Annotated in this window: 29 protein-coding genes; 15 read left to right on the top strand and 14 right to left on the bottom strand. The window is 70.1% G+C overall.

The window, feature by feature from the left end; translation table 11 throughout:
• Nucleotides 1–112: 112 nt before the first annotated feature.
• Nucleotides 113–544, top strand: a complete 432-nt coding sequence (locus ABEA30_RS06495; protein WP_345580745.1) for an OsmC family peroxiredoxin — start codon at nucleotides 113–115, stop codon at nucleotides 542–544.
• A 13-nt stretch (nucleotides 545–557) separates the two neighbouring features.
• Here the strand turns inward: ABEA30_RS06495 and ABEA30_RS06500 are convergent, their stop codons facing one another.
• Complete coding sequence (locus ABEA30_RS06500) at nucleotides 558–965, bottom strand: hypothetical protein (RefSeq protein ID WP_345580748.1); 408 nt, start codon at nucleotides 963–965, stop codon at nucleotides 558–560.
• Nucleotides 966–1043: 78 nt separating this feature from the next.
• On the opposite strand from ABEA30_RS06500, the gene ABEA30_RS06505 reads away from it, so the two are divergent.
• Together ABEA30_RS06505 and ABEA30_RS06510 are read left to right on the top strand one after the other, a co-directional pair.
• Nucleotides 1044–1229 carry a hypothetical protein gene (locus ABEA30_RS06505; RefSeq protein ID WP_345580751.1) on the top strand — a complete coding sequence of 62 codons (186 nt, stop codon included), beginning with the start codon at nucleotides 1044–1046 and terminating at the stop codon, nucleotides 1227–1229.
• A gap of 136 nt (nucleotides 1230–1365) precedes the next feature.
• On the top strand, nucleotides 1366–2076 hold the full coding sequence (locus ABEA30_RS06510) for a hypothetical protein (protein WP_345580754.1): 711 nt from the start codon (nucleotides 1366–1368) through the stop codon (nucleotides 2074–2076).
• Between the two features lie 81 nt (nucleotides 2077–2157).
• Here the strand turns inward: ABEA30_RS06510 and ABEA30_RS06515 are convergent, their stop codons facing one another.
• On the bottom strand, nucleotides 2158–2772 hold the full coding sequence (locus tag ABEA30_RS06515; RefSeq protein WP_345580757.1) for an NAD(P)-dependent oxidoreductase: 615 nt from the start codon (nucleotides 2770–2772) through the stop codon (nucleotides 2158–2160).
• Between the two features lie 107 nt (nucleotides 2773–2879).
• On the opposite strand from ABEA30_RS06515, the gene ABEA30_RS06520 reads away from it, so the two are divergent.
• Nucleotides 2880–3278 (top strand): winged helix-turn-helix transcriptional regulator, encoded by a 399-nt coding sequence (locus ABEA30_RS06520; protein WP_345580760.1) that lies wholly within the window; start codon nucleotides 2880–2882, stop codon nucleotides 3276–3278.
• Nucleotides 3279–3320: 42 nt separating this feature from the next.
• On the opposite strand, the gene ABEA30_RS06525 is transcribed toward ABEA30_RS06520, so the two are convergent.
• Nucleotides 3321–3587, bottom strand: coding sequence for a hypothetical protein (locus ABEA30_RS06525; RefSeq protein WP_345580763.1), 267 nt, complete (start codon nucleotides 3585–3587; stop codon nucleotides 3321–3323).
• A 210-nt stretch (nucleotides 3588–3797) separates the two neighbouring features.
• Between ABEA30_RS06525 and ABEA30_RS06530 the strand changes: the two genes are divergently transcribed.
• The 3 genes from ABEA30_RS06530 to ABEA30_RS06540 all read left to right on the top strand — a co-directional run bounded on the left by ABEA30_RS06530 (nucleotide 3798) and on the right by ABEA30_RS06540 (nucleotide 6552).
• Nucleotides 3798–4205: a VOC family protein gene (locus ABEA30_RS06530; protein ID WP_345580766.1), complete on the top strand. Its 408-nt coding sequence runs from the start codon at nucleotides 3798–3800 to the stop codon at nucleotides 4203–4205.
• Nucleotides 4206–4578: 373 nt separating this feature from the next.
• Nucleotides 4579–6066 (top strand): HNH endonuclease signature motif containing protein, encoded by a 1488-nt coding sequence (locus tag ABEA30_RS06535; protein ID WP_345580769.1) that lies wholly within the window; start codon nucleotides 4579–4581, stop codon nucleotides 6064–6066.
• A gap of 144 nt (nucleotides 6067–6210) precedes the next feature.
• Nucleotides 6211–6552, top strand: coding sequence for a hypothetical protein (locus tag ABEA30_RS06540; RefSeq protein ID WP_345580772.1), 342 nt, complete (start codon nucleotides 6211–6213; stop codon nucleotides 6550–6552).
• Between the two features lie 133 nt (nucleotides 6553–6685).
• Here ABEA30_RS06540 and ABEA30_RS06545 read toward each other — a convergent pair whose 3' ends face one another.
• From ABEA30_RS06545 to ABEA30_RS06560, 4 genes are all read right to left on the bottom strand, one after another.
• On the bottom strand, nucleotides 6686–7252 hold the full coding sequence (locus tag ABEA30_RS06545) for a hypothetical protein (protein ID WP_345580775.1): 567 nt from the start codon (nucleotides 7250–7252) through the stop codon (nucleotides 6686–6688).
• Between the two features lie 100 nt (nucleotides 7253–7352).
• A complete protein-coding gene (locus ABEA30_RS06550; RefSeq protein WP_345580778.1) occupies nucleotides 7353–11561 on the bottom strand; it encodes an isocitrate lyase/phosphoenolpyruvate mutase family protein in 4209 nt (1402 codons plus the stop codon).
• 29 nt (nucleotides 11562–11590) lie between these two features.
• Nucleotides 11591–12328 carry a hypothetical protein gene (locus tag ABEA30_RS06555; RefSeq protein WP_345580781.1) on the bottom strand — a complete coding sequence of 246 codons (738 nt, stop codon included), beginning with the start codon at nucleotides 12326–12328 and terminating at the stop codon, nucleotides 11591–11593.
• A 211-nt stretch (nucleotides 12329–12539) separates the two neighbouring features.
• Nucleotides 12540–13943: a short-chain fatty acyl-CoA regulator family protein gene (locus ABEA30_RS06560; RefSeq protein WP_345580784.1), complete on the bottom strand. Its 1404-nt coding sequence runs from the start codon at nucleotides 13941–13943 to the stop codon at nucleotides 12540–12542.
• Nucleotides 13944–14248: 305 nt separating this feature from the next.
• Here ABEA30_RS06560 and ABEA30_RS06565 point away from each other — a divergent pair, with 305 nt between their 5' ends.
• Complete coding sequence (locus ABEA30_RS06565; protein WP_345580786.1) at nucleotides 14249–14455, top strand: cold-shock protein; 207 nt, start codon at nucleotides 14249–14251, stop codon at nucleotides 14453–14455.
• Between the two features lie 119 nt (nucleotides 14456–14574).
• Complete coding sequence (locus ABEA30_RS06570) at nucleotides 14575–15360, top strand: enoyl-CoA hydratase/isomerase family protein (protein WP_345580789.1); 786 nt, start codon at nucleotides 14575–14577, stop codon at nucleotides 15358–15360.
• A 3-nt stretch (nucleotides 15361–15363) separates the two neighbouring features.
• Here the strand turns inward: ABEA30_RS06570 and ABEA30_RS06575 are convergent, their stop codons facing one another.
• From ABEA30_RS06575 to ABEA30_RS06585, 3 genes are read right to left on the bottom strand one after another with little or no spacing between them, the layout of a single operon-like run.
• Nucleotides 15364–15966, bottom strand: a complete 603-nt coding sequence (locus ABEA30_RS06575; RefSeq protein ID WP_345580792.1) for a peroxiredoxin family protein — start codon at nucleotides 15964–15966, stop codon at nucleotides 15364–15366.
• Nucleotides 15963–16910 (bottom strand): cytochrome c biogenesis CcdA family protein, encoded by a 948-nt coding sequence (locus ABEA30_RS06580; RefSeq protein WP_345580795.1) that lies wholly within the window; start codon nucleotides 16908–16910, stop codon nucleotides 15963–15965. Before ABEA30_RS06580 ends, ABEA30_RS06575 begins: the two co-directional genes overlap by 4 nt.
• Nucleotides 16910–17212: a glutaredoxin gene (locus ABEA30_RS06585; protein WP_345580798.1), complete on the bottom strand. Its 303-nt coding sequence runs from the start codon at nucleotides 17210–17212 to the stop codon at nucleotides 16910–16912. Before ABEA30_RS06585 ends, ABEA30_RS06580 begins: the two co-directional genes overlap by 1 nt.
• Before the next feature lie 121 nt (nucleotides 17213–17333).
• Here ABEA30_RS06585 and ABEA30_RS06590 point away from each other — a divergent pair, with 121 nt between their 5' ends.
• The 5 genes from ABEA30_RS06590 to ABEA30_RS06610 are packed head-to-tail and all read left to right on the top strand — an operon-like array spanning nucleotide 17334 to nucleotide 21412.
• Nucleotides 17334–18038, top strand: coding sequence for a response regulator transcription factor (locus ABEA30_RS06590; RefSeq protein WP_345580801.1), 705 nt, complete (start codon nucleotides 17334–17336; stop codon nucleotides 18036–18038).
• On the top strand, nucleotides 18035–19144 hold the full coding sequence (locus tag ABEA30_RS06595) for a HAMP domain-containing sensor histidine kinase (RefSeq protein ID WP_345580804.1): 1110 nt from the start codon (nucleotides 18035–18037) through the stop codon (nucleotides 19142–19144). The genes ABEA30_RS06590 and ABEA30_RS06595 overlap by 4 nt, the downstream gene beginning before the upstream one ends.
• Nucleotides 19145–19201: 57 nt before the next feature.
• The gene (locus tag ABEA30_RS06600; RefSeq protein ID WP_345580807.1) at nucleotides 19202–19930 is read left to right on the top strand and encodes a CPBP family intramembrane glutamic endopeptidase; all 729 of its coding nucleotides are present in this window, start codon (nucleotides 19202–19204) and stop codon (nucleotides 19928–19930) included.
• 5 nt (nucleotides 19931–19935) lie between these two features.
• A complete protein-coding gene (locus ABEA30_RS06605; protein WP_345580810.1) occupies nucleotides 19936–20952 on the top strand; it encodes an NmrA family NAD(P)-binding protein in 1017 nt (338 codons plus the stop codon).
• A 10-nt stretch (nucleotides 20953–20962) separates the two neighbouring features.
• The gene (locus ABEA30_RS06610; RefSeq protein WP_345580812.1) at nucleotides 20963–21412 is read left to right on the top strand and encodes a pyrimidine dimer DNA glycosylase/endonuclease V; all 450 of its coding nucleotides are present in this window, start codon (nucleotides 20963–20965) and stop codon (nucleotides 21410–21412) included.
• On the opposite strand, the gene ABEA30_RS06615 is transcribed toward ABEA30_RS06610, so the two are convergent.
• The 4 genes from ABEA30_RS06615 to ABEA30_RS06630 form a co-directional block, all read right to left on the bottom strand.
• Nucleotides 21315–22100, bottom strand: a complete 786-nt coding sequence (locus ABEA30_RS06615; RefSeq protein ID WP_345580815.1) for a YqjF family protein — start codon at nucleotides 22098–22100, stop codon at nucleotides 21315–21317. The two genes, ABEA30_RS06610 and ABEA30_RS06615, sit on opposite strands and share 98 nt — an antisense overlap.
• The gene (locus tag ABEA30_RS06620; RefSeq protein WP_345580818.1) at nucleotides 22097–23077 is read right to left on the bottom strand and encodes an NAD-dependent epimerase/dehydratase family protein; all 981 of its coding nucleotides are present in this window, start codon (nucleotides 23075–23077) and stop codon (nucleotides 22097–22099) included. Before ABEA30_RS06620 ends, ABEA30_RS06615 begins: the two co-directional genes overlap by 4 nt.
• A 13-nt stretch (nucleotides 23078–23090) precedes the next feature.
• Complete coding sequence (locus ABEA30_RS06625) at nucleotides 23091–23663, bottom strand: NADPH-dependent F420 reductase (RefSeq protein WP_345580821.1); 573 nt, start codon at nucleotides 23661–23663, stop codon at nucleotides 23091–23093.
• A 94-nt stretch (nucleotides 23664–23757) separates the two neighbouring features.
• Nucleotides 23758–24177 (bottom strand): GNAT family N-acetyltransferase, encoded by a 420-nt coding sequence (locus ABEA30_RS06630; RefSeq protein WP_345580824.1) that lies wholly within the window; start codon nucleotides 24175–24177, stop codon nucleotides 23758–23760.
• A gap of 88 nt (nucleotides 24178–24265) precedes the next feature.
• On the opposite strand from ABEA30_RS06630, the gene ABEA30_RS06635 reads away from it, so the two are divergent.
• Nucleotides 24266–24649: a DMP19 family protein gene (locus ABEA30_RS06635; protein ID WP_345580827.1), complete on the top strand. Its 384-nt coding sequence runs from the start codon at nucleotides 24266–24268 to the stop codon at nucleotides 24647–24649.
• Nucleotides 24650–24660 lie beyond the last annotated feature (11 nt).

The raw sequence follows: 24660 nt of genomic DNA on the forward strand, positions 1-24660 counted from the left end.
ATCGCCGCGTCGACACGACGCGTTCTGTCCGTCGGCCCAGTGACCGGCCCGACCGGGTAGCGTGGCAGCAGACCCAGGCCATCCGGCCACCCGATCACCCTGAGGAGCGATCATGCCCAACCCCGTCGTCAGCAAGGCCAGCACCGTATGGAACGGTGACCTGTTCACCGGCAAGGGAACCACCACCCTCGACAGTTCCGGTTCCGGATCCTTCCCCGTCGAATGGAATGCCCGTGCCGAGGGCTCTGACACCACCACGACGCCCGAGGAGTTCCTCGCCGCGGCGCACGCCACGTGCTTCTCGATGGCCTTTTCCAACGAACTGAAGAAGAACGGCACGCCCCCCACCGAGGTGCGCACCAGCGCCGACGTCACGTTCGTGGCCGGCACCGGCATCACCGGCATCCACCTCACCACCAACGTGACCGCCGAGGGCCTCGACGAGGAGACGTTCCAGCGCATCGCCAACGGTGCCAAGGAGAACTGCCCTGTCAGCCAGGCGCTCAAGGCCGTCGAGATCACCCTCGACGCCACACTCGCCTGACCCCGGCGAGCACCTAGGCCGCCGCCGGCCGGTGTTCCCACACCTCCAGGCGATCTGCGCTGAAGAAGCCGACCAGTTCGATGTCGCGCTTCGCCAGCTCGGCCCTGGACGTGTGGAGCCACCGGTCGGCGACCTCGGGCTCGATGGCCCTCTCCGCTGAGACCGCCACCACGAGGCCCGGGACGTGGAGGTGGTCGAAGATGTGAAACAGGCCGCCACGCTCGTCGGCGATCATGTACCAGTCGATGTCGTTGATCACGACCGGCTGCATGGCGCGGCCCTCCTCGTCGCAGATCAGGAGCAGGGCGGAGTTGCGCCGCCGATCGGAGTTCTTGAGGAAGAGGTCGACGACGTTGACTGCGAGGCCCGGGTCCGAGAGGGAGAGTCCGTGCCATTCCCGGGGGAGATCTTCAAAGCTCATGGGTCTATCCTCGAAGGACCGACCGTGCACTCGACGCCCCGTTCGAGGGGCTGTGGATAACTTGTGGGAGGTTCTCGGATGAGTCGCGCATGGCTGATCCTCTCCGTCGCCGCAGGCATCTACCTGGTCTGTTTCGGCGGCTTCGTCGTCATGGCGGGCCAAGCCGACGACTCCCCGGGCCTCGGCGGGCTGGGCCTCATCACCGTCGTCATCGGTGCGGTGCTGCTCGTGCGCGTACTCCGAGCCGCCCGCGTCCACCGCTAGAGCAGCATCCGGCTGCTGTGAAATGGTGTTGTAGCAGTCCCGCTGCTGCGGACCGCATGACAGGAGACGCGAGCGTCGTTGTGCAGAGCGGGGCAAGAGGCCGAGGAGGGACTCGGGGCACGCTAGCCTGAGCGGGATGGACCGCAGAGACTTGGATGACGCCGCGACCCTCATGACCCTGCTGCATCGTGGAGGCGGCGCCTCGTCGGTCCGCGCGATGCTGTCCGGGTGGGACATGCTGCAGGCGGACATTCCTTCACGGGAACAGATCGAGACGGCCGCATCCATCTTGGTCGGTTCGGGCTTTGCTGAGGTCGACGCGCCCGGGAGGATGCTCCTCACGGAGCGGGGTCGCGAGGTCCGACGCTCCGTGGCGGAAGGCGCTGGGATGCGGTCCATGCCCGGAGCAATCAGGGGAATGCTTGCGCAATGCCTGCTGAGCCGGGCGCCGCTGGCCCTGCCGCCGTCGGTCGTCGATGCGGCGCTCGAGGACTATCGTGACTCGGTCCGCCGGAGGGCCGATCGCGCACGGAACGGCAGGGCGTGGCCTCGATGGTGGCTGCCGACCTGGCAATCAAGACTCGACGGCGTCCGTCGGGCCATCGAGCAGTTGCGCGATGCCTGCGCGGTGGACGGAGATTCGCGGCGCGCGTCGACGGCGGACTGGCTTGAGGGATTGTTCGCGGACGTAGCGGGTGCCGATGCCCTGCGGAGGAGGGCCCGAGAGGCCCTGGCCCTCTACTCCGGGGGAACCGGGTCCTTCCAGGACGTCGGCTCGGCAGCCATGGCTGGTGCGGTCGACGCGCTGTACGCCTCGCTGCGCGCCGCGTCGAGGCGTCTCTGGTAGCGCCCCCTCGACAGCCGCACCCGGCGGGCTGCAGTCACCGAGCGGGTGCGGTCCACGTGCAGTGTCCGCACCTGCGACGGGTCAGCTCTGGGCGACTGCTTCGTCGGCCGAGGCGACGGTGAACCGCCGGCCCTTGTGGGCGGGGTTCTGCAGTTCGTCGACGATGGCCTCGGCGAAGTCCTGGGTCGACACGAAACCGCCCGCCGGGGTGTCGAGGGCGGTCACGTACCCGGTGCGCTTGCCGGGGGCGATCACGGGTGACGGAGCGACCAGCGTCCAGTCGATGCCGTCGGCAGCGCGGTAGAGGTCGAGCACGGTGGAGAAGGCGGTCGACTCGGGGAGGTACTCCGCGGGGAACCCGGGGGTCTCGAGCAGTCGCCCCTCGCCCACCTGCAGGGAGCCGGCGCCGCCGATGACGACCATGCGCCCAGCGGGCTTGGCCTCGATGAGCGCCTTGTGGGCCGCCACCACCGCAGCGTAGTCATCGCGTCCGGCAACGGAGATGACCGTGGCGTCGCTGTCGTTGACCACCTTGGCCACGGCCGCAGTGTCGCTGATGTCGAGGGCTTGGCTCGGCAGCTCGCCGACGCCGTTCCCGCTTCGGGTGTACGCCTGCACCTCGAGCCCACGAGAGGTGGCCTCTGCCACGATCTGCGACCCGATCATGCCTGCTGCGCCGATGACTGAGATCTTCATGCGTTCTCCTCTGATGTGTTGTCGTCCTGTTGGCTACCCCAATAGTATGTTTTGGTAACTGATTACCTCAACGTAACCGTGGGGGTCATCCGAGAGGGGAGTGGGTCATGGCTCAGAGCCAACCGTTGGCGGCGGACGTCCTCAACGTCAACTGCCTGTCGCGCACGGTGCTGCGCCACCTCACGGACCGGTGGACGCCCATGATCGTCGCGGTCCTGGCCCAGGGCGAGCGCGTGCGTTTCACGGACATCCGTGCCCGCGTCCAAGGGATCTCGCCGAAGGTGCTGACGGAGACGCTGCGCTCCATGGAGCGTGACGGGCTCCTCCGCCGGGAAGTCACGGCCAGTGTGCCGCCGCGGGTGGACTACCAGCTCACTGAAATGGGGGCCTCGACGGTGGAGCCGCTGGCGGCGCTTCGGCAGTGGGCCGAGAGGAACGTCGACGAGGTGTTGGAGCACCGGGCCCGCTACGACGAGAGTCAGGATGTGCGCGTTCCGCTGGGCTGAGCCGGGTGTGCAGCCCGTGGTTCGATGCGGCGTGGCCGGTGGTCAGGCGTGGACGCCCAGCTCATCTTCGGCCCGGGCCAGCGATTCGTACACCGCGACGAACGTCTCGCACACGTCATCCGGAATCGCGTAGTCGCCGGTGACGACGCGCAGTTCCGCGAAGAGCGGCCCGACGTCGGTGCCCGGGGCGGAGGCGGCCAACTGCTCGGTGATCTGCCGGACACGTGTCAGCTCGGGGTGGCGCTCGCCGTGCACACGTTCGATGACAGGGGCGAGTTCGACGGACCTGGCGAGGGCCTGACTGTTCATGTGGGCTGTCCTTTCGTTCGGTTGATGCCGAATGTAGGCCGGCGTGCTCCAACGGGCCTTGACCGTCGTCAAGTCGGCAACGGGAGACCCGACGGCGTCCCTGCCCGGCGGCCCCCCGTGCCGGATTCGGGAAAGTCTCACACCACCACGCGACTGCGCCGCAGAATGGCGCTCTCGGCGAATCGCCGTCGCCTATCGTGAGGAGAACCCATGAACAGGGTCACGCACTTCGAGATCCACGCCGCCGACGTCGCTCGGGCCGTCGAGTTCTACAGGGCGGCCTTCGGCTGGACCTTCCAGGACTGGAGCGAGTTCGCCGGCATGCCGTACATGGGCATCGTCACGGGTGAGGAGGGCACCCCCGGGATCAACGGCGCCGTGATGCAGCGGCAGGGTGACAACCCGGCTCCCGGCGGAGCGGTCGCGGGCGCCGTCATCACCGTTGAGGTGGAGGACTTCGATGACGTAGCGGACAGGATCGGTGTCGCCGGCGGGACCGTGGCCATGCCGAAGTACGCGCTGCCGCAGATGGCGTGGCAGGGGTACTTCATCGACACCGAGGGCAACGTCTTCGGCGTGCATCAACCGGACGAGACCGCAGGTTTGGTCGGCGACTGAGTTCTGCGTCGTTCCCTGAGCGTGGCCCGTGTGCGAGGGTGCGCTTGTCCTGAGTGTTCGCGAGGAACGAGCGAATCAATCGAAGGAAGCACCAAGCCACGACGAAGGACCCCCGCAGCCGGTCCCTGAGCGTGCCCCGTGCGAGCGTGCGCTTGTCCTGAGTGTTCGCGAGGAACGAGCGAACTGATCGAAGGGAGCCAGCCACGACGAAGGGGCCCCGCAGCCGGTCCCTGAGCGTGGCGTGTGCGAGGAACGAGCACCGAGCCACGACGAAGGGCACCCGCAGCCATCCATGACACCGTCACTAAAGACGTTGGGGATTCGATGACAAACGTCATCGATATTGACCCCATGTTCGTTTAGAATAGTGGTCATGAACGAGACAGTCGAACTGCTGCAACGCGCGATGGCCGCGTTGTGGGATTCTGCTGCCTCCATCAGCCCAGACCCGGCCCGCCGGCCCGAACGCCTTCGCCTGGTCGAACTGATCGCCGAAACCAAGGCGCAACTGGCCGGGCTGGAGCTCCACCTCCTCGAGGACGCCTGGACTTCCGGTGACCTGATGACCGTCGAAGGCGTGCGCAACTCCGTGCGCGCGAATACGGGCCAGTCGCGGGCCGCGTTCAAGCTGGCGCTCGACCTGGGCGGCCGGTTCCCGCTGATCGCCGCCGCGTTGCGCGACGGCACGGTCTCGTTGGAACAGGTCCAAGCAATCGTGCATGCGCTGCGGAAACTGCCCCCCTCCCTGTCCCGGACCGAACTCGAGAGGTGTCAGGAGTCGATCCTGCGGCACGCCCACGAACTGGGCCCCGACGAACTACGCACCCTGTCGGTCAAGTTGTACGAGATGGTCGACCCCGACGGCGCCGAAGCAGACGAAAAGACCAAACTTGAAGCCCAGGAACGTCGCGCGATGCGCAACAGGTTCCTGCGGATCACCCCCGACCACCACGGCGGGATGAAGATCACCGGACTCCTCCCGGTGGCGAGGGCGGAGTTGCTGAGGGCTCAGTTGGAGGCGGTCGAACCGCCCCTGTCGTCCTACCGTGAAGCCGACGAGTTGCCCGACAAGGAAATGCGCCGGGCCGATGCGTTCATGCTGCTCATCCAGACCGCCGCCGCCACCGGAGAACTCCCCGCGCACGGTGGGGACCGGCCCCAGGTGCACATCACCCTCGACTACCACACCCTGATCACCGGACTCGGGAAGGCCGGGATCGTCGGGGCGGAGAACCTCGACGGGCTCTCCGCCGGGGACGCGCGGCGGCTCGCCTGTGACGCCGACATCATCCCCGTCGTGCTGGGGTCCGACTCCCGCCCGCTGGATGTGGGCAGGGCCCACCGGATGTTCCCCGCCGCGATCCGTACCGCGCTGATCCTGCGTGACGGGGGCTGCGCGTTCCCCGGCTGCACCGTCACACCCCGCGCTTGCGAAGCACACCACATCGTGCCCTGGTGGGCAGGCGGCCTCACCTGCCTCGCCAACGCCGTCCTCCTGTGCCCGCACCATCATCGGCTGGTCGAGCCAGACCCGGACCAGTCACCCGAATCGCAATGGCACGTGCACCTCGACCCCGACACCGGACTGCCGTGGTTCACCCCACCCACACACATCGACCCCGGCAGAACACCCAAACTCCACCGCCGTTTCCAACTGCGCACCATCCTCTACGAACACTCGCAGGACCAGCCACCGGGCCGGGCCCTCGACGGCAGCCAGCGCCGAGTACCCCGCCGACTCAACCTCGGCCGTCGACTACCGCGCGGACTCACCGCACCCACAAAGGCACCACCACGCCCAGCCCCAGACCCCCCACCCCGACAAAGCGAATCCTCACCAGCCTGGCGGTATCAGGAATGAGCAGTGGGGGCTTTCCTTCGTGGGCGCTGGCTCCTTCGTCGCTGGCGCCCCTCAGGAACCGCGTGGGCGCTGGCTCCTTCGTCGCTGGCGCCCCTCAGGAACCGCTTCTCGTGACTTCCCGCCGCAGCGGGTCCACACTGGAGTATGGAACGGGACATCCGTCAGGTGGAGGAGCGGGTCTTCGCGCTGTTGATGGTGCGGCTCGACCTGCTGGTCCATCGGCGCGCGCCGGTCCGCAAGGTGTCAGCCGGGCCCGCGCGGCGCACCGCCAGGCTCCACTTCGCCGACGGCACCACGTTCATCGTGCGCTCTCGGCGCGCCGGGAGCAGTGCCGCCGTACTCAACGCCCTGCTCCACGGCGGTGCCGTCCTGTTGCAGTCGTGGCGCTGGCAGGACGACGGCTTGGTGCTGACGCTCGCAGTGCCGGGCAGGCGACGCATCGTTGCCCATGAGATGGTGCTGCTCGGCGCCGACCAGCCGGACTAGGAGTTCGCTGAACAATGCCATCCGGGGCGAGGACTTGCTGCGCGGGATAAGAGAGTCCCTGGATCCGTTGAGCTCCTCGGTCGCGCAGCGCGGCGGCACTCAGAACATGTTCGCAGCAGGCTCGGGCCTCCCGTCACCAGTGGTAGGGGCGCTGCCACGGCTCATATCGGTAGCGGAGGCTCTCCACGAAGTCGCTGGCCTGCGTGGTCAGGAGGTCCATCAGGTCGTCGGTCAGCTGCCTGCTCCGGATGTGGTTGCCGCACTGGTCGGCGAGCCGGCTCGCTGCGGTGTCGGGCTTGGCGTGGACGAGGCACGTCATGATGGTGAGCAGTTGGGCGTCCTCCAGGCCTTCGATGCCCGCGTACTGGGCGGGTGGGTGGACGTGGTTGATGACCGGCCGGGGCGGCGGTAGGGCAGCCAGGTGGGCCTCCCAGTCGTAGTCGGCGTCGTGCAGCAGATGCTTGCGCAGCTGCGAAAGCACGCGCTCGGCGGGCACGCCGCGCTCGTCCATGGGCAGCATCCGCTTGGCCCTGTTCAGAACGGCGCCCGGTTTGCGCCCGAGCGCCTCACAGACCTTCTCGATGCCGACGTCACGTCGGCACAGCTCGATCAGGGTGGCGTACTCGTCGTCCGTCCAGGGCTGGCCCTGGCGCTTGGGCTGTGGGGGCTCGGGGAACTCGTGGAGGAAATGCATCGTCATGGCAACGATCCTCGCCCCGCCCGAGGCCAGGCGGTCAGAGTTATCCACAGGCCAAGGGGCCGCGCGAGCGAGTCGCGCGGCCCCCGGGTTTCGTGACCGGTCAGACCAGCACGTCGGCCCGGCTGATCAGGTCGGACATCGCGCCACCGTCCGGGGCGGTCAGCTGCGAGACCCGTTCCTTGCTGACCTTCGCCACGATGATGTTGCCCAGCTCGGTGGCGACGTCGGAGTACAGCCCGCGGGCCTTCATCCGCTCGCACTGGGCGGCGTTGGCGTCGGTGGGCGAGACGTAGTGGACGGAGTCCGCCTTGAATCGCTGGATCATGTACAGGTGCACCAGCATCGACAGCCGCTTCTGGCGCAACGCGTCGTCGAAGGTGTTCTGGTCACGCACGGAGATGAACGTCCGCCCGTGGCGGTCGTTGATGGGCGCGAAGACGATGTTGGCCACCTTCTCGTCGGAATCGCGGTGCACGGCGAGCTCCAGCAGCTCCGGTGCCTCGCGGCTCGGGCGGAGGCTGGCCCGGAGTTCGGCCTCGATCCCGTTGAACTCGGCCCACTCCGCGAGCCAGCCCTCAAGGACCTTCTTCGGCAGCTCGGTCTGGACCAGGTGCTGCACCTGCGTGGAGCCCTTGCCCATGGCCTTGGTGGTGGCGGTACGGGCCGAGCAGGCGGCGAGCGCCGCGTCGAGGCGGGGGCCGCCGACGTGGGTCTGCGGCGTGCGGTACGGCGACTCCAACAGCCTGATCTTCCGCTGCACCTTCGCCAGGGCGAGCATGCCGTCGTTGAGCAGCGCGGAGGCGAACTCCTCGCCCGCGACGCCGTCGATCTGGTGGCCGCCGTAGGTGATGAAGTTGAACACGAAGCCGGCCTCGCCCAGCTTGACGGGGAACTCGCGCATCTCGTCGTCGGTCATGCCGGTGGAGTCCCAGTTGAACGACGGCGACAGGTTGTAGGCCAGCATCTTGTCCGGGAACACCTCATGCATCGCGTGCGCGAAGTGCCGGGCCTCCTCGATGTCGGCCGAGGCGGTCTCCATCCAGATCAGGTCGGCGTACGGGGCCACGCTGAGCGACTTGCGGATGGCGTACTCGATGTCGCCACGAACCTGGTAGAAGCCCTCCGGGGTGCGGGCCAGGTCGGCGTTCCAGGTGAAGTCGATGCCCAGCTCGCGCGCCCTGTCACGCACCCGCCAGAACGACGCGTCGGCCGCGAACTCGAGCCACTGCCCCTCGGTGATCGGAAGGTCCGCACCGTCGGCGGCCAGCGACCGCAGCCTCGCGGCGACCGCCTCGCCGATGGTCATCAGCCCAGCGTCGGACTCCCACAGCTCCACCATCTGGTTGACCAGGCCGTCGTAGGTCTCGTCGACGATCGGCTCGGGCGCACCAGCGAGACCTGTGGCGGCCTGGCCGGCCTTCGCGAGCAGGCCGTTGCGGTCCAACCACGCGTCGGCGGCGGCGTACTCCTCATCCGTGATCGTGTAGAGCTCGAAGCCCGACAGGACCTTGACCCCCGCCCGGTGCATGGCGCGCATCAGCGCGAGGGTGACGAGCTTGTACGAGGGGATGGACGGGTTCGTGGCGCCCAGGACGAACGGGTGGTCGCGCTCGTCGCCGTTGTTGTCGAGCAGGGTGGCCGCCTCGGCGTCGGTGCGGGCGACGATGAGGCCCGGCACGCCCATGATGTCGAGCTGGAAGCGCGCGGCGTTGAGCCGCTTGATCTGCTCGTCGACCCCGACGAGCACCTTGCCGCCCTGGTGGCCGCACTTCTTCGTGCCGGGGCGCTGGTCCTCGATGTGGTAGCCGGTCACGCCCACCTCGACGAAGCGGCGGATGAGGTTGCGGACGTGGGCGTCGCCGCCGTGGCCGGTGTCGGCGTCGGCGATGATGAACGGCCGGTAGTCGACGGGGGCGGGGGCCTCGGCGAGGGCCTCGGGCCGCATCCGCGAGCGCAGGTACTGCTGGTTGCGGTCCGCAGTGAGGAGCGCGCGGACGATGCCGGCCGCCTCGTCGGGCACCTGCGAGAGGGGGTAGCTGGCCAGATCGGCGCCCGGATCCTCCGTGACGGAGCCCTTCGCGGAGGTGGCCCAGCCGCCCAGGTAGATGCCCTCGATGCCCATCCGCTTCATGGTCACGGCCTGGCTGGGGGAGTAGGGGCCGAACGTGGTGATCGACTTGCGCTGGGCGAACAACTCCCGCAGGCGGGCGTGGAACGCCTCGGCGTTGTCGCGCGCCACCGGGTAGCCGTTCGGGATGGTGCCGCGCTGCTCCGCCACCTGCCGCGCCGAGTAGAGGCGCTTGATGCCGGTGAAGCGCTCACCGTCCATGTACTGCTGGATGTCGTCGGCGGTCTCGTCGATCGTCATGTCATGTCCTTCGTTGGTTGACGTGGGGAGGGGCTCGTCGGTGGCGGTGGGTGCGGGGAGGTCGAGGTTGCGGGTGAGGCGCGTGCCGTCCTCGGCGAACTCGGTGAGGTAGCGCTGGATCCGGGCCCGCGCCTCATCGAGGTCGTGGTTGTCCAGGTTGAGGTTGAGCAGGTCGATGTACCAGGGCGCCTTCACCGCCGACGTCACGTAGGCGGCCACGATGGCCCGCGCGATGGGCAACGTGGTCTCCTTCGACGCCTCGTGGACGTCCTTCGGGTCTGCGGCCTGCAGCTTGCGGTACTCCTCGTCGAGGAGGCGCTCGAACAGCTCGGGCGTCATGGGGTCTCCCGCCCGCACGCCGGTCTCCTCGTCGGCGACGGTGAACTCGGCGCGCTTGTGCAGCCACTCCCACAGCACCGACAACCGGATCTCGCCGGTCGCGGCATCCTCCATGAGGTAGAGCACGCCGTCGTCGCCGAAGAAGTCGGCGGGCTTGAGCGCGGCGGCCTGGAACCCTTGGCCGAACGCGTTGCCGTACTGCAGCCCCACGCTCAGCAGGTTGCGGGCGCCGCGCACCGTGCGGGGTGCTTCCTCCAGCCGCGTCAGGGCGACGGCGTCGTCGGCCGTGTAGGTCAGGGCAGGGAACTCGCGCCCCAGCTGGTTGTCCTCGCCGACCCGCTCCCACACCGGCCGCATGATGTGGACCATCTTCCAGTGGGCCACCCACTTGCCGGAGGCGCCCTCCCGCTGTTCGCGCTCGCCGCCGGCGACGGCCTTCGCCATCGCGGTGGCCACGCCCTCATCACTGCCGACGGGGATGTTGGGCTCCATCCCGCCCTGCCACAGGGCGAAGTTGCCGTTGGCGTCGGGGGTGTTGACCGCCCGGCGCACCCGGTCCTCGTAGGCCCGCATGTAGGAGTACGTCATCGTGACCGCCTCGATGTCGGGGTTGGCGAACGACGGGTCCCAGGCCATGGCGTCGGAGACGGAGTTGATGTAGTCCCAGCGGCCCGTGTTGAAGCCCACGAAGTGCAGGCCGAGCGCGGCTCGGATCTCCATGAGCTGGAAACTGGCCTCGACCTGCTCCACCAGCACGTAGGCGAGCAGCGTGCCGCGGGCGAGGCCGAGGTGGTCCTCCAGCGCGTCCAGCAGCCGGCCCCAGTGCGCGGCCTCGGCTGCCGTCTGGATCTTCGGCAGGTACAGCACGATCGAACGGCCCTGCTCGATGAGCCCGCGGTGGTTGTGCACGACGTACAGCACCAGGTCGGCGATGCTGGCGGAGAAGCCCCTGCCATCGGCATGGGCGAGGTGCCGGTCGTCGAGGTGGAGGCCGCGGCAGCGGAAGATGCGGGTGGTGAAGCCGAGCTGTTCGCGCCAGTCGGCAATGATGTCGCGCCCGAGGAAGCCGCGGGCCCAGGCGTTCATCTCGCCGGCGACCTGTTCGGCCACCGTCAGGAACTGCGGGTCGGAGGCCACCATCAGGCGCAGGTTGCGCTGCGCGTCCAGCGACATGTGCTGGGTCTGGCCGAGGGCGTCCTCGCCGTCGAACATCCAGCCGTCGGCACCCGACAGCAGCGCGTAGGCGACGTTGCGCAGCCCGGAGGCGACGCTCGCCTGCGGCTTGGTGCTGGGGCCCGTGCCCTGGATCCACTGCCGACGCAGGTCGGCCGGGATGACGGGTCCGGTGAATCGGCCGGCGCGGGCGTCCGCGACGGTGATCTGCGTCCCGTCGATCACCGCGTCCTCGGGCAGGAAATCGAGGTGCTGGTTCGCCTCCGCCCGGGTGCGGCGACGCTGGATGCGGACGTCCATCAGCTCGGCGCGGCGGACGTCGAGCCCCGCGAGCGCCTCGAGGGCGGCAACGGCCTCCGGCGTGTACACATCGGGATAGGCGGCGAGGGCCCGGGGTTCGATGCGGATGGTGGCTGGCACGGTCGACATTGACTGGTGCTCCTTCTGTGGTGGTGGTGTCAGATCCGGCAGGGTGCGGATTTGTCGATGAGGACGGTGACGCGGATCGCGTCGCTCGGCAGGCCCAGCGCACGCTCGGTGAAGTCGAAGACGTCGTTCCAGAGGCGGGCCTCCGACTGGCTCCCGAGCTGGGGCAGGTAGAAGTGCGGGCCGCGGCCCGTTCGCAAGAGGGCCACCGCGTTGTGGAAGCAGTGCAGGGCAACGTCGACGAAGCCGGCCGGGACGGGCTCGCAGTCGACCCTGATGTGGTGTTCCAGCAGGGGCAGGCAGCGGGGGCGCAGCGCGACGGTGGGGCCACCGTCGGCCCGTGTGCCCGGCGCGTGGCCCGCGATGGCGGACCTCAGCTGGAGGTGGGACTTGATGGTGTTGGTCCAGGTGGGGCTCGTGAGGTGCGCGAAGTCCGCGATCCAGACGTCGGCCGTCGGGTCCAGGGCGTCCACGCTGGAGGTCTCGTGGAGCGCACCGGTCAGGCCCACGACGCGGCGCTCGAGGCCGGGTGCGCCCGGGGTGGTGGGGTGGTCGTGGTGGACGTCGGTGGCGGTGCGGCGGCGGAAGTGCGCGTCGAGCAGGGCGAGTCGCTGCCTGCCGAACTTCCGGTGCACGGCGCGGATGAGATCCAGCGCCTCCGGAGTGAGGAGGGTCTCGTCTCCGGGGACCGGCTCCCCGACCACCGACAGGTGGTATCCCGCGGAGGGGGCCTTGGCCTGGAGACGGTTCTGGGATGGGTTCGTGAACATGTCGACAAGCATCGGCTGGCCACGATCGACCCGACAAGGGTGCCGATTTGCCAACTATCGAAAACCACATTGCTCGCTTCAGTGAAGACAGTGAAAGCCACTCCCCGCTGCTCGGCCCCTGCTAACGCTCACACCGGATGAGCAAAGGCGGTTCCGCTAGACGTGCTGATCCTCTCCAAGTGCCAACAACCGCCAAGGCGACTGCGCCGTCTCAATTTGACAACGGGTAGGGTGCGAAGCTGCTGCGCGACTCGTCGACACGCAGCGTCAACCCCACCGGAGGGGTCGCTCGCTGGATGCAGCGCGGCCGGTCGCACGTGCGGCAACCCGGCCCGATCCGCACGACGTCGGGCTCGGCGAGGTTCAGGCCGAGGCTGTAGATGAGCCGGCCGGCTTGGCGAAGTTCACAACCCAGGCCGATCACGAACGTCTTGGCGGCGTTGCCGTAGCCGCCCCTGCGGTGGGTCACGGTGCGGGCGATCCACAGGTGGCGCTCGCCGTCGGGCATCTCGGCGATCTGCACCTTGACCTGCCCAGGGGCGCTGAACGCCTCGTAGATGGTCCACAGCGGGCAGGTGCCGCCGTCGCGGGCGAAGTGGAAACCGGTCGCTGACTGGCGTTTGGACACGTTGCCCGCCCTGTCCACCCGGATGAAGATGAACGGCACGCCGCGCATGCCGGGCCGCTGCAGCGTGCTGAGGCGGTGCGCCGCGGTCTCGTAGCCGACGTCGAAATGCTCGGCCAGCTCCTCGACGTCGTAGCGCAGTTGCTCGGCACGGCGGAAGAACTCGGCGTAGGGCAGCACCAGCGCCGCCGCGAAGTAGTGGGCCAGGCCGATCCTGGCCAGCGTCCGGCTGGTCTGGTCCGGCCATTCGACGGTGGCGAGCGCCTCCTCCAGGAGGCCCTCGGCCTCGAGGTAGGCCAGCTGGGTCGCCATCCGGAACGACTGCTGCCCCGCGCGGAGGTCGGGCGCCAGCACCAGGGTGCGGTGGCGCTCGTCGTAGGCGTGCATGTCCTGGGCCAGCCCGCCCCGGTCCACCGTCACCTGGACGCCGTGCACGGACTCCAGGTGCGAGCGGAGCTTGGCCGCGAGGTCGCCGCCGGTGTGGCCGATGGCCTTCGCGAGGCGTTCCGCATGCCGGTCGAGGGCGTTGAAGTAGTTGAGGTGCTTGTCGAAGAACTCGAGCACCCTCTCGTGCGGCATCAGGGCGAGCCGCCCGCCGCCGCGTGCCACGTCGGACTCGAGCAGGGTCACGGCGTCTCGGTACCCGCGGTGCAGCCGGACGATCGCCTCGGTGACCTCGGGCATCGTGCGGGCGATGTGTTGCAGGTCGGCCAACGGGATGGGCTCGGCCTCGTCGTGCGTGGACTCGCGGAGGGCCTCCCGCAGCTGCGCCAACTGGCGCGCGGAGTCCCGCGGCGAGAAGTAGGACGGGTCGACGCCGAACAGCTCGGTCAGGCGCACGAGCACCGTGACGGTCAACGGCCGGGTGTCGTGCTCGATCTGGTTGAGGTAGCTGGGGGAGATGACCAACACGCGCGCCAGCTCCACCTGGGAGAGACCACGCTCCTCGCGCAGTCGCCTGAGGCGTGCCCCGCCGAAGACCTTGTCCATGTCGACACGCTAGTGGTCACCCGCGTCCCACGTTCGCAGAATTGGCAAGTCGTGTCCGCCCTTGGCACAAGGCTCCGGCGCCGTCGGCCGGGTGGGGCGACACGCCGGTCCGGTGGGACGCCGCGACAACCTTCACACTTGCCTCTCCGGCCGGGTAGGATGGAGCCCTGCTCGCAGTCGGTGTTGTACAGCCTTTTCGAAGGCAAAGGTCCTCCCGGACCTAGCGGTTCCCTCTGGAAGTGTGACGAGCAGACACCATGTGTGGCCGAAAACCGGTCACCCGAAAAGCCAGAAGGGCGAAAGTCATGGCAACAGGTACAGTCAAGTGGTTCAACGGCGAGAAGGGCTTCGGGTTCATCGCTCCCGATGACAACACCGAGGACGTGTTCGTGCACTTCAGCGCGATCCAGTCCAAGGGTTACCGCTCCGTCGAAGAGGGCGAGAAGGTCGAGTACGACGTGGAGCAGGGCCCCAAGGGCCTGCAGGCGTCCAACGTGACCGTCATCCGCTGACCCCCAACTCCGGAAGGCCGCCGCTCCGCACTGGAGCGGCGGCCTTCCTGCTTGTCCGCCCGCGGATGGTCCCCGTCCGGGTTTAGGGTGTGGGGAGATCAGACGCAAAGGAGCGTGCCGTGAACGAACCCCTCCTCGTCTCCGTCGACGACGGCTTGGCGCATCTCACCCTCAACCGCCCCGCGCGCCTCAACGCGTTCAACGCCGAGATGGCGTTCGCCTGGGAGCGGGCCACCGTCAACCTGACCTCCCGCAGCGATGTCGGCGCCATCCTGATCGACGGCGCCGGCCCCGGTTTCTGCGCCGGCGGCGACGTCATCGACATGGCCACGACGATGGGGTCGCCGTCGGAACTCGAGGACCTCGCGCACACCATCCACCGCGGGATACGGGCGTTGACGGAGTCGAGCGTCCCCGTGGTGGCCGCGGTGCACGGCGTGACCGCCGGCGGCGGGCTGGGCGTGCTGCTCAGCTCCGACTACGTGGTCGCGGCGTCCGGGGCACGGATCGGCAGCCGGTACGCCAACATCGGCCTCACCCCTGACCTGTCGGTCAGCGCCCAGCTGGCGCGGGCAGTCGGCACCCGACGCGCCCTGCAGTTGGTCCTGTCGGACCGGATGCTGACGGCGGAGGAGGCGCAGTGCTGGGGGCTCGTCGCGGAGGTGGTGCACGGTGAGGGCTACGCGGCACGGGCGCACGCCGTCGCCCGGAGCTGGCTCGACGGCGCCGCCGGGGCCTACGGAGAGGCCAAGCGGCTGATCCGCTCGTCGTGCTCGCGGTCCTTCGCCGACCAACTCGACGAGGAGGCCCGCACCATCGCGGCAAGCTTCGGCACCGACGAGGCGCGGGCACGGATCGCGGCGTTCCTCGAGGCGAGGTCTGACCGTGCCGCCGAGCGGCACTGAGCGTTACGCCAGCCGCTTCTTGACCTCGGCCAGGAGGTCGTCGGGCGCCAGCCACATCGACGGGTAGTTGCCGTACCAGCGCTGCACTCCCTCGCCGTCGATCAGCACGAACCCGTGGCCCGGCAGGCCGGGGTGCATGCCCTTGTCGAGCACGTCATAGGCCTTCGACACGGTTCCGTCGTCCAGGAGGAACGGGGTGGTGACCCCGAACTGGTCCAGGTCCACCTGGATCTGCTCGGCCGTGTTCATCACGATCGGCAGCACCCTGATGCCCGCCTCGGCGAAGCCGGGGTGCTTCTCGATCTCCGCCATCTGCATGGTGCACGACCCGCACCCCGCGCCCTCGTTGAAGTACAGGATGACCGGGCTGGGGCGCAGCTCGCTCAGGGTGACGGTCTCTCCGGTGGTCGTGGTGAGGGTGAAGTCCGGGGCCAACCTGTCGGTGTCGCCGGATTCCGGCATGGCGGTCCACAGGCCGTAGCCCGTCACCCCGATGATGACGACCGCGACCAGCGCGCCGACCACCCGGATCCAGACGAGCCTCGGGTCCTTGTCGAGGGGGTTGGGGGCGTGGTTGCGCCGGGTGGCGGTGGCCGTGGGCGTCATGGCAGTTCCTTCGAGGTGTGGGCGGGCTGGTCTGTGGTGTCTTCCGAGGAGCAGCAGTCGTGGGACTCCTCGACGGCCTCACCCGGCTTTCTGCGGTCGCGCAGCGTGGCGAGCACGAACACCGACACCAGCGCCAGGAGGGCGAGGCCGAGGATGGCCTCGGGGATGGGGGCGGTCACGGCGACGAGCCAGGCGAACGCCTCGCTCAGCCAGGCGCCGAACCCGACGAGCGGTGCGTCGACGCCGGTCATCTCCTCAGCACCGGCCTGGCCGATGACGAGGACGCCCATGACCACGAAGCCGACGGCGACGAGCAGGTTGACGGTGTTGGTGGCGAGCCGGAACCGGCCCAGCCTGAGCGTGACGGGCCGCGCCCTGAAGCGGCGCATGCGCTCGGGCCGCTTGTCCCACAACAGCGCCATGACGAACAGGGGGATGACCATGCCGAAGACGTACGCGGCGCCGAGCAGCAGGCCGCCGGCGGCCGACCCGGACAGCGCCGACAGCGTCATCACGCCGGCCAGAACCGGCGCGCAGCAGCTCGACGCGATGCCGGAGAAGACGCCCAGGCTGAAGAAGGTGGCCGTGTCGCCGCGCGCCGTGTCGGGGGCCTTCAGGAACGACGGCATCGACCACATCGCGCCCGACAGGGCCAGCGCGCCGAGGCCGATCATCAACAGGCCGCCGGCCCAGTAGAGCACCACGTGGTACATGGCGATGGCGCCGGCGATGATGCTGACGCCCATCGTGATCGGCACCAGCACCGCCGCCAGGCCGGCCGCGAACACGAACGTCAGGGGCAGCAGCCGCCACCGTCGGTTCTTCGCGGCGGCGGCAAGGTAGCTCGGCGCCAGGAAGACGATGCAGCACGGAGCGAACAGCGCGACGCCGCCCGCCAGGAACGCGGCGAGGATGCCGCCCGCGCCCAACAGTTCTGCTCCCATCAGCGGGCCTCCAGTTCGATGACGAGGCGCGCGAGCTTCCCGCGCGGGATCCGGCCGTCGTGGAAGCGTCGTCCTCCCACGAGCGTGAGCGGGAACATCCCTGGCCGGTGCTGCGCGATCAACGCCGCACCCCGGTCGGACTCCGCCGCGACGGTGGTGAGGCGCAGGAGGCCGGCCCTCTCCAGTTCGCCCAGCCGTTGGTGGGCGTCGTCACAGAAGTGGCAGGCAGGGGCCGTCACCAGCACGACCTCGACCGGGTCGGCATCGGCCCGCGGCGGTGCGGTCAGCGCAGTCTCGTTCACAGCTCCAGCGTCGCCGCCGCTGGTCAGGAATCGATCCACGTCGAGTCAAGGTTCGGTCAAGAACCGCCGTGGGTTGGGCCGGGGCCCGGGCCCGCCGGTCAAGAACGCGGATAATTGCCGCATGACCCAGGCCCCGCCGCAGATCCTCATCGTCGACGACGAGCGTGCGTTGGCGGGCATCGTCGCGTCCTACCTCGACCGCGCAGGGTACGCCACCGCGCTGGCCCACACCGGCCCCGACGCCCTCGACGCGGCCCGCCGCCTGGACCCGGACGTGATCATCCTGGACCTCGGGCTCCCCGGGCTCGACGGCATCGAGGTGTGCCGCGAGGTGCGCACCTTCTCCGACTGTTACGTCCTGATGCTGACGGCCCGCGCCGACGAGGTGGACAAGCTCGTCGGCCTGTCCGTGGGGGCCGACGACTACCTGACCAAGCCGTTCAGCCCCCGCGAGCTGGTGGCCAGGGTGCAGGCCGTGCTGCGGCGGCCCCGCCGCACCGCGCCACCGTCGGCAGCCGTGTCCGACGCGCGTGAGTTCGGTGCGCTCACGATCGACCAGGACGGGCGCGAGGTCAAGCTCCATGGCGAGGAGGTCACCCTGACCCGCACCGAGTTCGACATCCTCGACGCGCTCTCCGCCCGCCCACACCTGGCACTGAGCCGACGGCAGATCATCGACGAGGTGTGGGGGCCGTCGTGGGTCGGCGACGACCACGTGGTCGACGTGCACGTCGCCAACCTGCGCAAGAAGCTCGATGACCCGCCCACGGAGCCGCGTTACATCCTGACGATCCGTGGGGTGGGGTACCGGATGGGGCAGGGATGAGCGGGGTCGCCGGACGGCGCATGCGGTGGGGCACCCGCACGTTCCTGACGCTCGCGCTCGTGGTGGCTGCGGGGCTGCTGGCTGCGGCGCTGGTGGCGGGGTTCGTCGGCCCGCAACTGTTCCACGACCACCTGCTGCAGCTGGGCCACAGGGAGGGTTCGGCCGAGATGGTGCACGTCGAGCAGGCGTTCCTGGAGGCCACGTTCGGGTCGCTGGGCGTGGGGCTGCTCCTGGCGCTCGCGCTGGCCACCGCCCTGGCCTGGCAGGAGACGCGCAGGCTGCGCCGCCCACTCGACGAGCTCACGGCGGCCGCCGCCCGCCTCGAGACGGGCGACTACCAGGCCCGCGTCCCGGTCGGGGGCGCCAGCCCCGAGCTCGACGCCGTCGCCGAGGCCTTCAACGCCATGGCGGGCCGCCTCGACTCGGTCGAGGCCAGCCGACGACGCCTCCTCTCCGACGTCGCCCATGAACTGCGCACCCCGCTGTCCACCCTCACCGCCGAGGTCGAGGCGCTGATCGACGGTGTGGTGCCCTGGGACAAGGAGAGTCAGGACCTCCTGCTGCTCCAGGCCGACAGGCTCCGCCAGATCGCCGCAGACCTCGACGACGTGTCCCGCACGGAGGAGGGCCGTTTCACCCTCGACGCCCACCCGCAGCCCGTGGCCGACCTGGTGGAGGGCGCGGTCGCCTCGATGGCGCACCGGTACGCCGAGGGGGGCGTCGCGCTGACGGCCGATCCGGCCCACGGCACCGTGCTCGCGGACCCCCAGCGCGTCGGCCAGATCCTCGGGAACCTGTTGGGCAACGCCCTACGGCACACGCCCCCGGGCGGCCGGGTGCACATCTCGACGGCCGCGCACGTCGGCGGAGTGGAGATCAGCGTCTCGGACACGGGCGACGGCCTCGCGCCCGACCAGCTGACCAAGGTGTTCGACCGCTTCTACCGCGCCGACACCGCGCGCGACCGAGACGCCGGGGGCTCCGGCATCGGGCTGACGATCGCTCGCGGCCTCGCGCTGGCACACGGCGGTTCGCTGACCGCCGCCAGCGACGGGCTGGGGCACGGCGCCACGTTCACCCTGACGCTGCCCACCGCGCGGGACTGACGAACCGGCCTCGACAAGGGGCTGGCCCGCACCGTCGCCGATGGCAGACTGGCGGGCATGTGGCACGCGGCCGTCCTCAGCGAACTCGGCGGCTTCCTGCGCGCCGCACTGGCCGAGCCAGTGACCCCGCACGTCCCGGAGGAGCCGACGGTGCTGCGGCGCCGCCGGGTCGTCGCCGCCGTCACCTACCTGGCCGGCACCGCCGCGCTCGTCGCGACGCTGCGGATCGAGCCGGGCGACGACCGCTTCTACCGGGCCGCCCTGGGGTTGGCCGCCATCTGGGGCTTGGGCGCCGTGCTGTCCGGGCCGCTACGGGTGGGCTTCGCCCGCACCCGCGCCGGTGGTGTCACGACGCCCGTCGTCCAACCGCTGGCGCTCGGGGTGCTGATGGTGGCCGTCTTCCTCGGCGGCGCGGTCGCCGTCGCCCGGTTCCCGCTGCTGCGGGAGCCGGTCGATGCACTGCTCGACCACGCCCGCTTCGGGTCACTGCCCGTCGTGCTCGCCATCACGGTGCTCAACGGCGTCGTGGAGGAGCTGTACTTCCGCGGCGCACTGTTCTCCGCGCTCCCGCCGCGGTACGCCGTCGGCTGGACCACCGTCCTCTACTCCCTCACGACGATCGGCACCGGGGTGCCGCTGCTGGTCCTCGCCGCAGCGGCCCTGGGCCTCGTCACCGCGCTGTACCGCCGCGTCACCGCCGGAGTGCTGGCGCCCATCGTCACCCACATCACCTGGTCCACCGGCATGCTGCTGTTGCTGCCGGTCGTCCTCGAGGCAGCGAGGTAACCGTCATGTCCGAACCCAGCTCCCGCGGCCCCGGCCGCACCGCGCTCGTCACCGGCGCCACGGGTTACATCGGGGGCCTGCTCGCGCAGCGGCTGCTGGCCGCGGGGTGGCACGTCCGCGTCCTGACCCGGCACGGGGACGCGATCGAGCAGCAGCAGTGGGGGAGGCTGGTGGAGGTCGTCGAGGGCGACGCCGACTCCGGTGACGACCTGGCCGCCGCCCTCGCCGACGTCGAGGTGGCCTACTACCTCATCCACTCCATGGGCAAGGCCGACGACTTCTCGGAACGCGACCGTGACCTGGCCCGCGCGTTCGGGGCCGCGGCAGCGGCAGCCGGCGTCCAGCGGATCGTCTACCTCAGCGGCCTGCACCCCGACGGGGAACTCAGCCCGCACCTCGCCTCGCGCGTGGAGGTGGGCGACATCCTCATGGCCTCCGGCGTGCCGACGGCCGTGATCCAGGCCGCCGTCGTCATCGGGCTGGGCTCGGTGTCCTTCGACATGTTGCGTCACCTCGCGGAGCGGCTGCCGGTGATGGTGGCGCCCAAGTGGCTGCGCAACCGGATCCAGCCCATCGCCGTCGACGACGTGTTGCACTACCTCGTGGGCGCCGCCGAGCTGGCGCCTGAGGTCAACCGCACCTTCGACGTGGGCGGCCCCGAGGTGCTGACCTACGCCGACATGCTCCAGCGCTTCGCCGCCGTGACGGGGCTGCGACGCCGCGTGATCGTCACGGTACCCGTGCTCACCCCCGAGCTCGCCAGCCAGTGGATCGGCCTGGTCACCCCGCTCGACGCGGGGGTCGCCAAGCCGCTCATCGGCAGCCTCGTGCACGAGGTGGTCTGCCGCGAAGACGACATCCACCGCTACGTCCCCGCGCCCGACGGCGGCGCGCGGGGCTTCGACGACGCCGTGCGCGCCGCGATGGTGGGCGCGCCGCCGGACCATGCCCTGCGAAACGTCCTCCTCGGCGCCTGGGCAGTCGCGGCGTTGCTGGCGGCCGTGGCCTTGACGAGGCGGTGACACTGGGGTCGTGCGTCTCTGGTCCCTCGATCCCTCGCTCCTCGACCGGCAGGGCCTCACCGCGGCATGGCGGGAGGCGCTGCTGGCCCAGAAGGTGCTCGCCGGCGGCACGCGCGGCTACGTCCACCACCCGCAACTGGTGCGGTTCCGCGCCACGGCAGCGCCGCTGTCGTCGATGGCGGTGTTCCTCGACGGCATCGCCGACGCCGCGGCGGCCCGCGGCTACGCCTTCGACCGCAGCCGCATCCTCGACGTGCCACGCACGGCGGAGCTCATCGACGTGTCAGAGGGCCAAGTGGCCTTCGAATGGGCGCACCTGATGGCCAAGCTCGCAGTGCGCAGCCCCGAGCTGCGCGTGCGGCTCACTGGCGCGCAGCCGACGGTACATAGACTGTTCCGGGTGGTGCGTGGGGGAGTCGCAGGCTGGGAGCGGGCCGCAGGCTCGCCAACCGCACGTTGACGCCCGGCGAGGCCTGCACCATCACCTGGCCCTCCGGCTCCGGCAGCCCCACCCAGCGCAGCGGCGCGGTGAGTTCACCGTCGACGGTGGCGTGGTGCAGCGGCCACGGCTGGTGCGCCACGGGGGTCTGCCACATGATGCCCCGGCGGTGGAACGCGGTGAAGCGCCCGGTGAGCGTGTCGATGAGCCGCGTGCGCTCCCTGCCCTCCAGCGGTGCCCCCACCTCGACGGCGGCCGTGAACCAGTCGTCGGCGCGTGGGCTGAGCAGCCCCGGCGCGGCGAACCGGTAGTCGATCCGCGGCCACTCGACGCGGACCTGGGAGGCGGAGGCCGAGTACGGCAACCCGATGGTGCGCAGGGCCAGCGCGAACGAACGACGCGCCACCAGCATGCCGAGGAACCAGATGCCCTCGCGGCCGTCGGGGCCCGTCACGTAGGCGCGGACGTTGAGTTCGGCGAACGACCGCCAGCCGGGCACCACCGGCAGGCCGGGGAAGCGCACGTTGGCCATCCGGAAGGGGATGGCGCCCACCCAGGTGACGTCACCCCAGCGCTGCACGCGCAGGCTGCGGGGGAGGAGCCGCTGGACGGCGTCGGGGTCGTAGGCCCAGTGCAGGAACGTGACGTGCTGCCAGTCCTGGAGGTTGACCGCCGTCCGTACGGGGCGGTCCGGTTGCCGCCCGCTCACGGTGCCCCCTCGTCGAGGAGCCGGCGGAGCTCGACCTCCTCGTCATCGGTGAGCCCGGAGCGTCGTGGCCCGGTGCGCGTGTCCTCATGGGCCAGCGCCGCGGCGAGCGTGTCGCGCAGCGGGCGGGTGCGCAGCCCCTGCGCCCTGGCGCGTCCACTGTCGAGCGTTGCCGCGTAGCGCCATTCCGGGTCCGGCACCCAGAGCGGCAGCGAGCGTGGCCCGGCCCAGGGGCTCACCCCGGCGCGCTGCAGCGTGACGTCGTCGACGACGCGTGCGACGGCGGGGCTGCCGGTGATGTCGCGCGCCAGTTCGTAGACCTCGGCCAGCGAGGTGGTCAGGCCCGCGGCGTTGAACGTGCCGTCGACGGAGTGCCGGGCGCAGTGGAGCACCCAGTCGGCGAGGTCGCGTACGTCGAGCAGGGCCGTGGGGAACGTGGGGTCGGGCACCAGCACGTCGGGGCCGGTGGGGTGCGCGAACCGCCACGGGTAGTAGCCGGAGCGGCCCGAGTCGTCGCCCTCGCCCCCGATGAGCGCGGACCGGATGATCGTGTGGCGGGGGGAGCGGTTGCGGTAGATCTCCTCGCAGGCCACCTTCGCCGGGCCGTAGTCGGCCATGTCGCGCATCCTGTCGCCCTCCAAGGGGTCGTGGACGGGCGCCGACTCGTCCTGGTCCGGCGCGTCGTAGGAGGCGTAGACGCTGCCCGTGGACACGAAGACCCAGCGGTCGGCGTCGAGGCTGCGGGCCGCCCGGCGCGCGTGGACGGGCTCACTGGTGAGGTCCACCACCGCATCCCAGTGTTCGTCGGCGACCTTCGACAGGGCGGTGTCGTCGTCGCGGTCGGCGCGGATGAGCGTCGCCCCGGCCGGCGTGGGGCCGTTGCCCCGCGCCAGGCACGTGACGGCGTCCCCCCGGAGCAGGGCCTCGGAGGCGATGACGCGTCCGAGGAACCTGGTCCCGCCCAGGAGCAGCAGCCTCATCGAGTGGGTCGCCTCAGGACACGACGCCGAAGCCGGCCGTCCACGGCAGCTTCTCGGCCGCCGCCAGGGTGATCTGGAGGAACCCCATCGCCTCGAGTTCGCGGGCCCGCTTGAGGCTGCCGACGTCGATGGCGCGGAGGCCACCGGAGGTGACGACTTCGGCCAGCGTGGCCTTGGCGTCGGCGTCATCGCCTGCGATGAGGACGGTGGTGGTGAGCTCGCCCACCTTGCCCTGGGCCAGGGTGGCGGCGAAGGTGGTGTTGAAGGCCTTCAGGACCTTGGCGTCCGGCACCTTCGCGGCGATCTCGGCGGCCGCTGAGCTGTCGGCCGGCACGGAGAGCGAGTCGAAGGTCTCGAAGTCCACCGGGTTGGTGATGTCGACGACGATCTTGCCGGCGAAGCTCTCCCCGCGCTGGGAGAGGATCTGGCTGACCGCGGGGTAGGGGACGGCGAGGACGACGATGTCGCCGGTGGCTTCCGAGGTGTCCTCGTGCGCGATGGACTGGACGTCGTGCCCACCGCGGCCTGCGACGCTGGCGATCGCCTGGCCCATGCCGCCGGTACCGATGATGGAAATGCTGGTCATGGGTGTTCCTTCCCGAGCAGTGTGCGCTGCGGCTGCAGCGGACCATTGCCAAACTAACACCCGATCCGGCGCCCCGGAAGGGCCCAGCGGGAGGTCAGGCGAACCGGACGAAGGCCCGCACCGGCCGCTGCATGTCGCGGATCTCGGTGAGGCCCATCGACTCGTAGAAGAGGCGCTGGCCCGGCTCGTCGTCGGTGATGAGCACCTGCTGGCGCACGTCGGCGAAGGGTGCGAGGACGCGCTCGAAGAGCTGGGTGCCGATCCCGCGGCGGTGGTGGCCCGGGTCCACGAGGATGTCCTGCAGGTAGACGATGGTCAACCCGTCGCCGACGACCCGGGCGAGGCCCACGAGCTTGCCGTCCTCGCGGGCGCACACCACCCGCAACGAGCGGCTCACGGCGTCGTAGAGCCGCTCCGGATCCTCGGCGTAGGTGCTCCAGCCGACGCTGGCGTAGAGCCGCACGAGTTCCTCCCGGGTGGGGAGGTCGTGGTCTGTCAATGCGATGCCGGACATGGTCGGAAGCGTAGTCAGGTGCGGGGTCGCCCAACAGGGAAGGGCGTCGCGAATCGACACGCGGGGCCAACGTCCTACAATGCCGCGCATGAGCAACCTGGACCGCATCTGGAACCGAGCACTCGACGGAGGGGCTGACGGCGACGGCGACCTCGCGCTGGCTGCAGCGCTGGTCTTCCACGGCATGGTGATGAACGGCGGCGCACTCCACGCCGTCGAGACCATCGACCCGGAGGAACTGGCCGAGGCCAAGGACGGCTACCGCTGGCTGGGCCTCGACCAGGTGGCGGACCTCATCACCCGCATCGAGGCCGAGGCGGCCGCCTTGGCGCCGGGCGACGTGGAGGCGGTCGAGGACCTCGAGACCAGCGCCGACGACGACTACTACGCCCTCATCCCCGACGATGCTGCACTCCAGGAGGCGCTCGCGGCCCGCTACGACGAGGAGCCGGACGCCTTCGACGCCGTCTGATTTGGCAAGCG

Origin of the sequence: Tessaracoccus lubricantis (assembly GCF_039544535.1) — a bacterium.
GTDB lineage: Bacteria > Actinomycetota > Actinomycetes > Propionibacteriales > Propionibacteriaceae > Arachnia > Arachnia lubricantis.

Excerpts from the sequence above, each read along its gene's own strand:
- ABEA30_RS06495 (WP_345580745.1), top strand. The coding sequence starts at position 113 with ATGCCCAACCCCGTCGTCAGCAAGGCCAGCACCGTATGGAACGGTGAC.
- ABEA30_RS06500 (WP_345580748.1), bottom strand. The coding sequence starts at position 965 with ATGAGCTTTGAAGATCTCCCCCGGGAATGGCACGGACTCTCCCTCTCG.
- ABEA30_RS06505 (WP_345580751.1), top strand. The coding sequence starts at position 1,044 with ATGAGTCGCGCATGGCTGATCCTCTCCGTCGCCGCAGGCATCTACCTG.
- ABEA30_RS06510 (WP_345580754.1), top strand. The coding sequence starts at position 1,366 with ATGGACCGCAGAGACTTGGATGACGCCGCGACCCTCATGACCCTGCTG.
- ABEA30_RS06515 (WP_345580757.1), bottom strand. The coding sequence starts at position 2,772 with ATGAAGATCTCAGTCATCGGCGCAGCAGGCATGATCGGGTCGCAGATC.
- ABEA30_RS06520 (WP_345580760.1), top strand. The coding sequence starts at position 2,880 with ATGGCTCAGAGCCAACCGTTGGCGGCGGACGTCCTCAACGTCAACTGC.
- ABEA30_RS06525 (WP_345580763.1), bottom strand. The coding sequence starts at position 3,587 with ATGAACAGTCAGGCCCTCGCCAGGTCCGTCGAACTCGCCCCTGTCATC.
- ABEA30_RS06530 (WP_345580766.1), top strand. The coding sequence starts at position 3,798 with ATGAACAGGGTCACGCACTTCGAGATCCACGCCGCCGACGTCGCTCGG.
- ABEA30_RS06535 (WP_345580769.1), top strand. The coding sequence starts at position 4,579 with ATGAACGAGACAGTCGAACTGCTGCAACGCGCGATGGCCGCGTTGTGG.
- ABEA30_RS06540 (WP_345580772.1), top strand. The coding sequence starts at position 6,211 with ATGGAACGGGACATCCGTCAGGTGGAGGAGCGGGTCTTCGCGCTGTTG.
- ABEA30_RS06545 (WP_345580775.1), bottom strand. The coding sequence starts at position 7,252 with ATGACGATGCATTTCCTCCACGAGTTCCCCGAGCCCCCACAGCCCAAG.
- ABEA30_RS06550 (WP_345580778.1), bottom strand. The coding sequence starts at position 11,561 with ATGTCGACCGTGCCAGCCACCATCCGCATCGAACCCCGGGCCCTCGCC.
- ABEA30_RS06555 (WP_345580781.1), bottom strand. The coding sequence starts at position 12,328 with ATGTTCACGAACCCATCCCAGAACCGTCTCCAGGCCAAGGCCCCCTCC.
- ABEA30_RS06560 (WP_345580784.1), bottom strand. The coding sequence starts at position 13,943 with ATGGACAAGGTCTTCGGCGGGGCACGCCTCAGGCGACTGCGCGAGGAG.
- ABEA30_RS06565 (WP_345580786.1), top strand. The coding sequence starts at position 14,249 with ATGGCAACAGGTACAGTCAAGTGGTTCAACGGCGAGAAGGGCTTCGGG.
- ABEA30_RS06575 (WP_345580792.1), bottom strand. The coding sequence starts at position 15,966 with ATGACGCCCACGGCCACCGCCACCCGGCGCAACCACGCCCCCAACCCC.
- ABEA30_RS06580 (WP_345580795.1), bottom strand. The coding sequence starts at position 16,910 with ATGGGAGCAGAACTGTTGGGCGCGGGCGGCATCCTCGCCGCGTTCCTG.
- ABEA30_RS06590 (WP_345580801.1), top strand. The coding sequence starts at position 17,334 with ATGACCCAGGCCCCGCCGCAGATCCTCATCGTCGACGACGAGCGTGCG.
- ABEA30_RS06595 (WP_345580804.1), top strand. The coding sequence starts at position 18,035 with ATGAGCGGGGTCGCCGGACGGCGCATGCGGTGGGGCACCCGCACGTTC.
- ABEA30_RS06600 (WP_345580807.1), top strand. The coding sequence starts at position 19,202 with ATGTGGCACGCGGCCGTCCTCAGCGAACTCGGCGGCTTCCTGCGCGCC.
- ABEA30_RS06605 (WP_345580810.1), top strand. The coding sequence starts at position 19,936 with ATGTCCGAACCCAGCTCCCGCGGCCCCGGCCGCACCGCGCTCGTCACC.
- ABEA30_RS06620 (WP_345580818.1), bottom strand. The coding sequence starts at position 23,077 with ATGAGGCTGCTGCTCCTGGGCGGGACCAGGTTCCTCGGACGCGTCATC.
- ABEA30_RS06625 (WP_345580821.1), bottom strand. The coding sequence starts at position 23,663 with ATGACCAGCATTTCCATCATCGGTACCGGCGGCATGGGCCAGGCGATC.
- ABEA30_RS06630 (WP_345580824.1), bottom strand. The coding sequence starts at position 24,177 with ATGTCCGGCATCGCATTGACAGACCACGACCTCCCCACCCGGGAGGAA.
- ABEA30_RS06635 (WP_345580827.1), top strand. The coding sequence starts at position 24,266 with ATGAGCAACCTGGACCGCATCTGGAACCGAGCACTCGACGGAGGGGCT.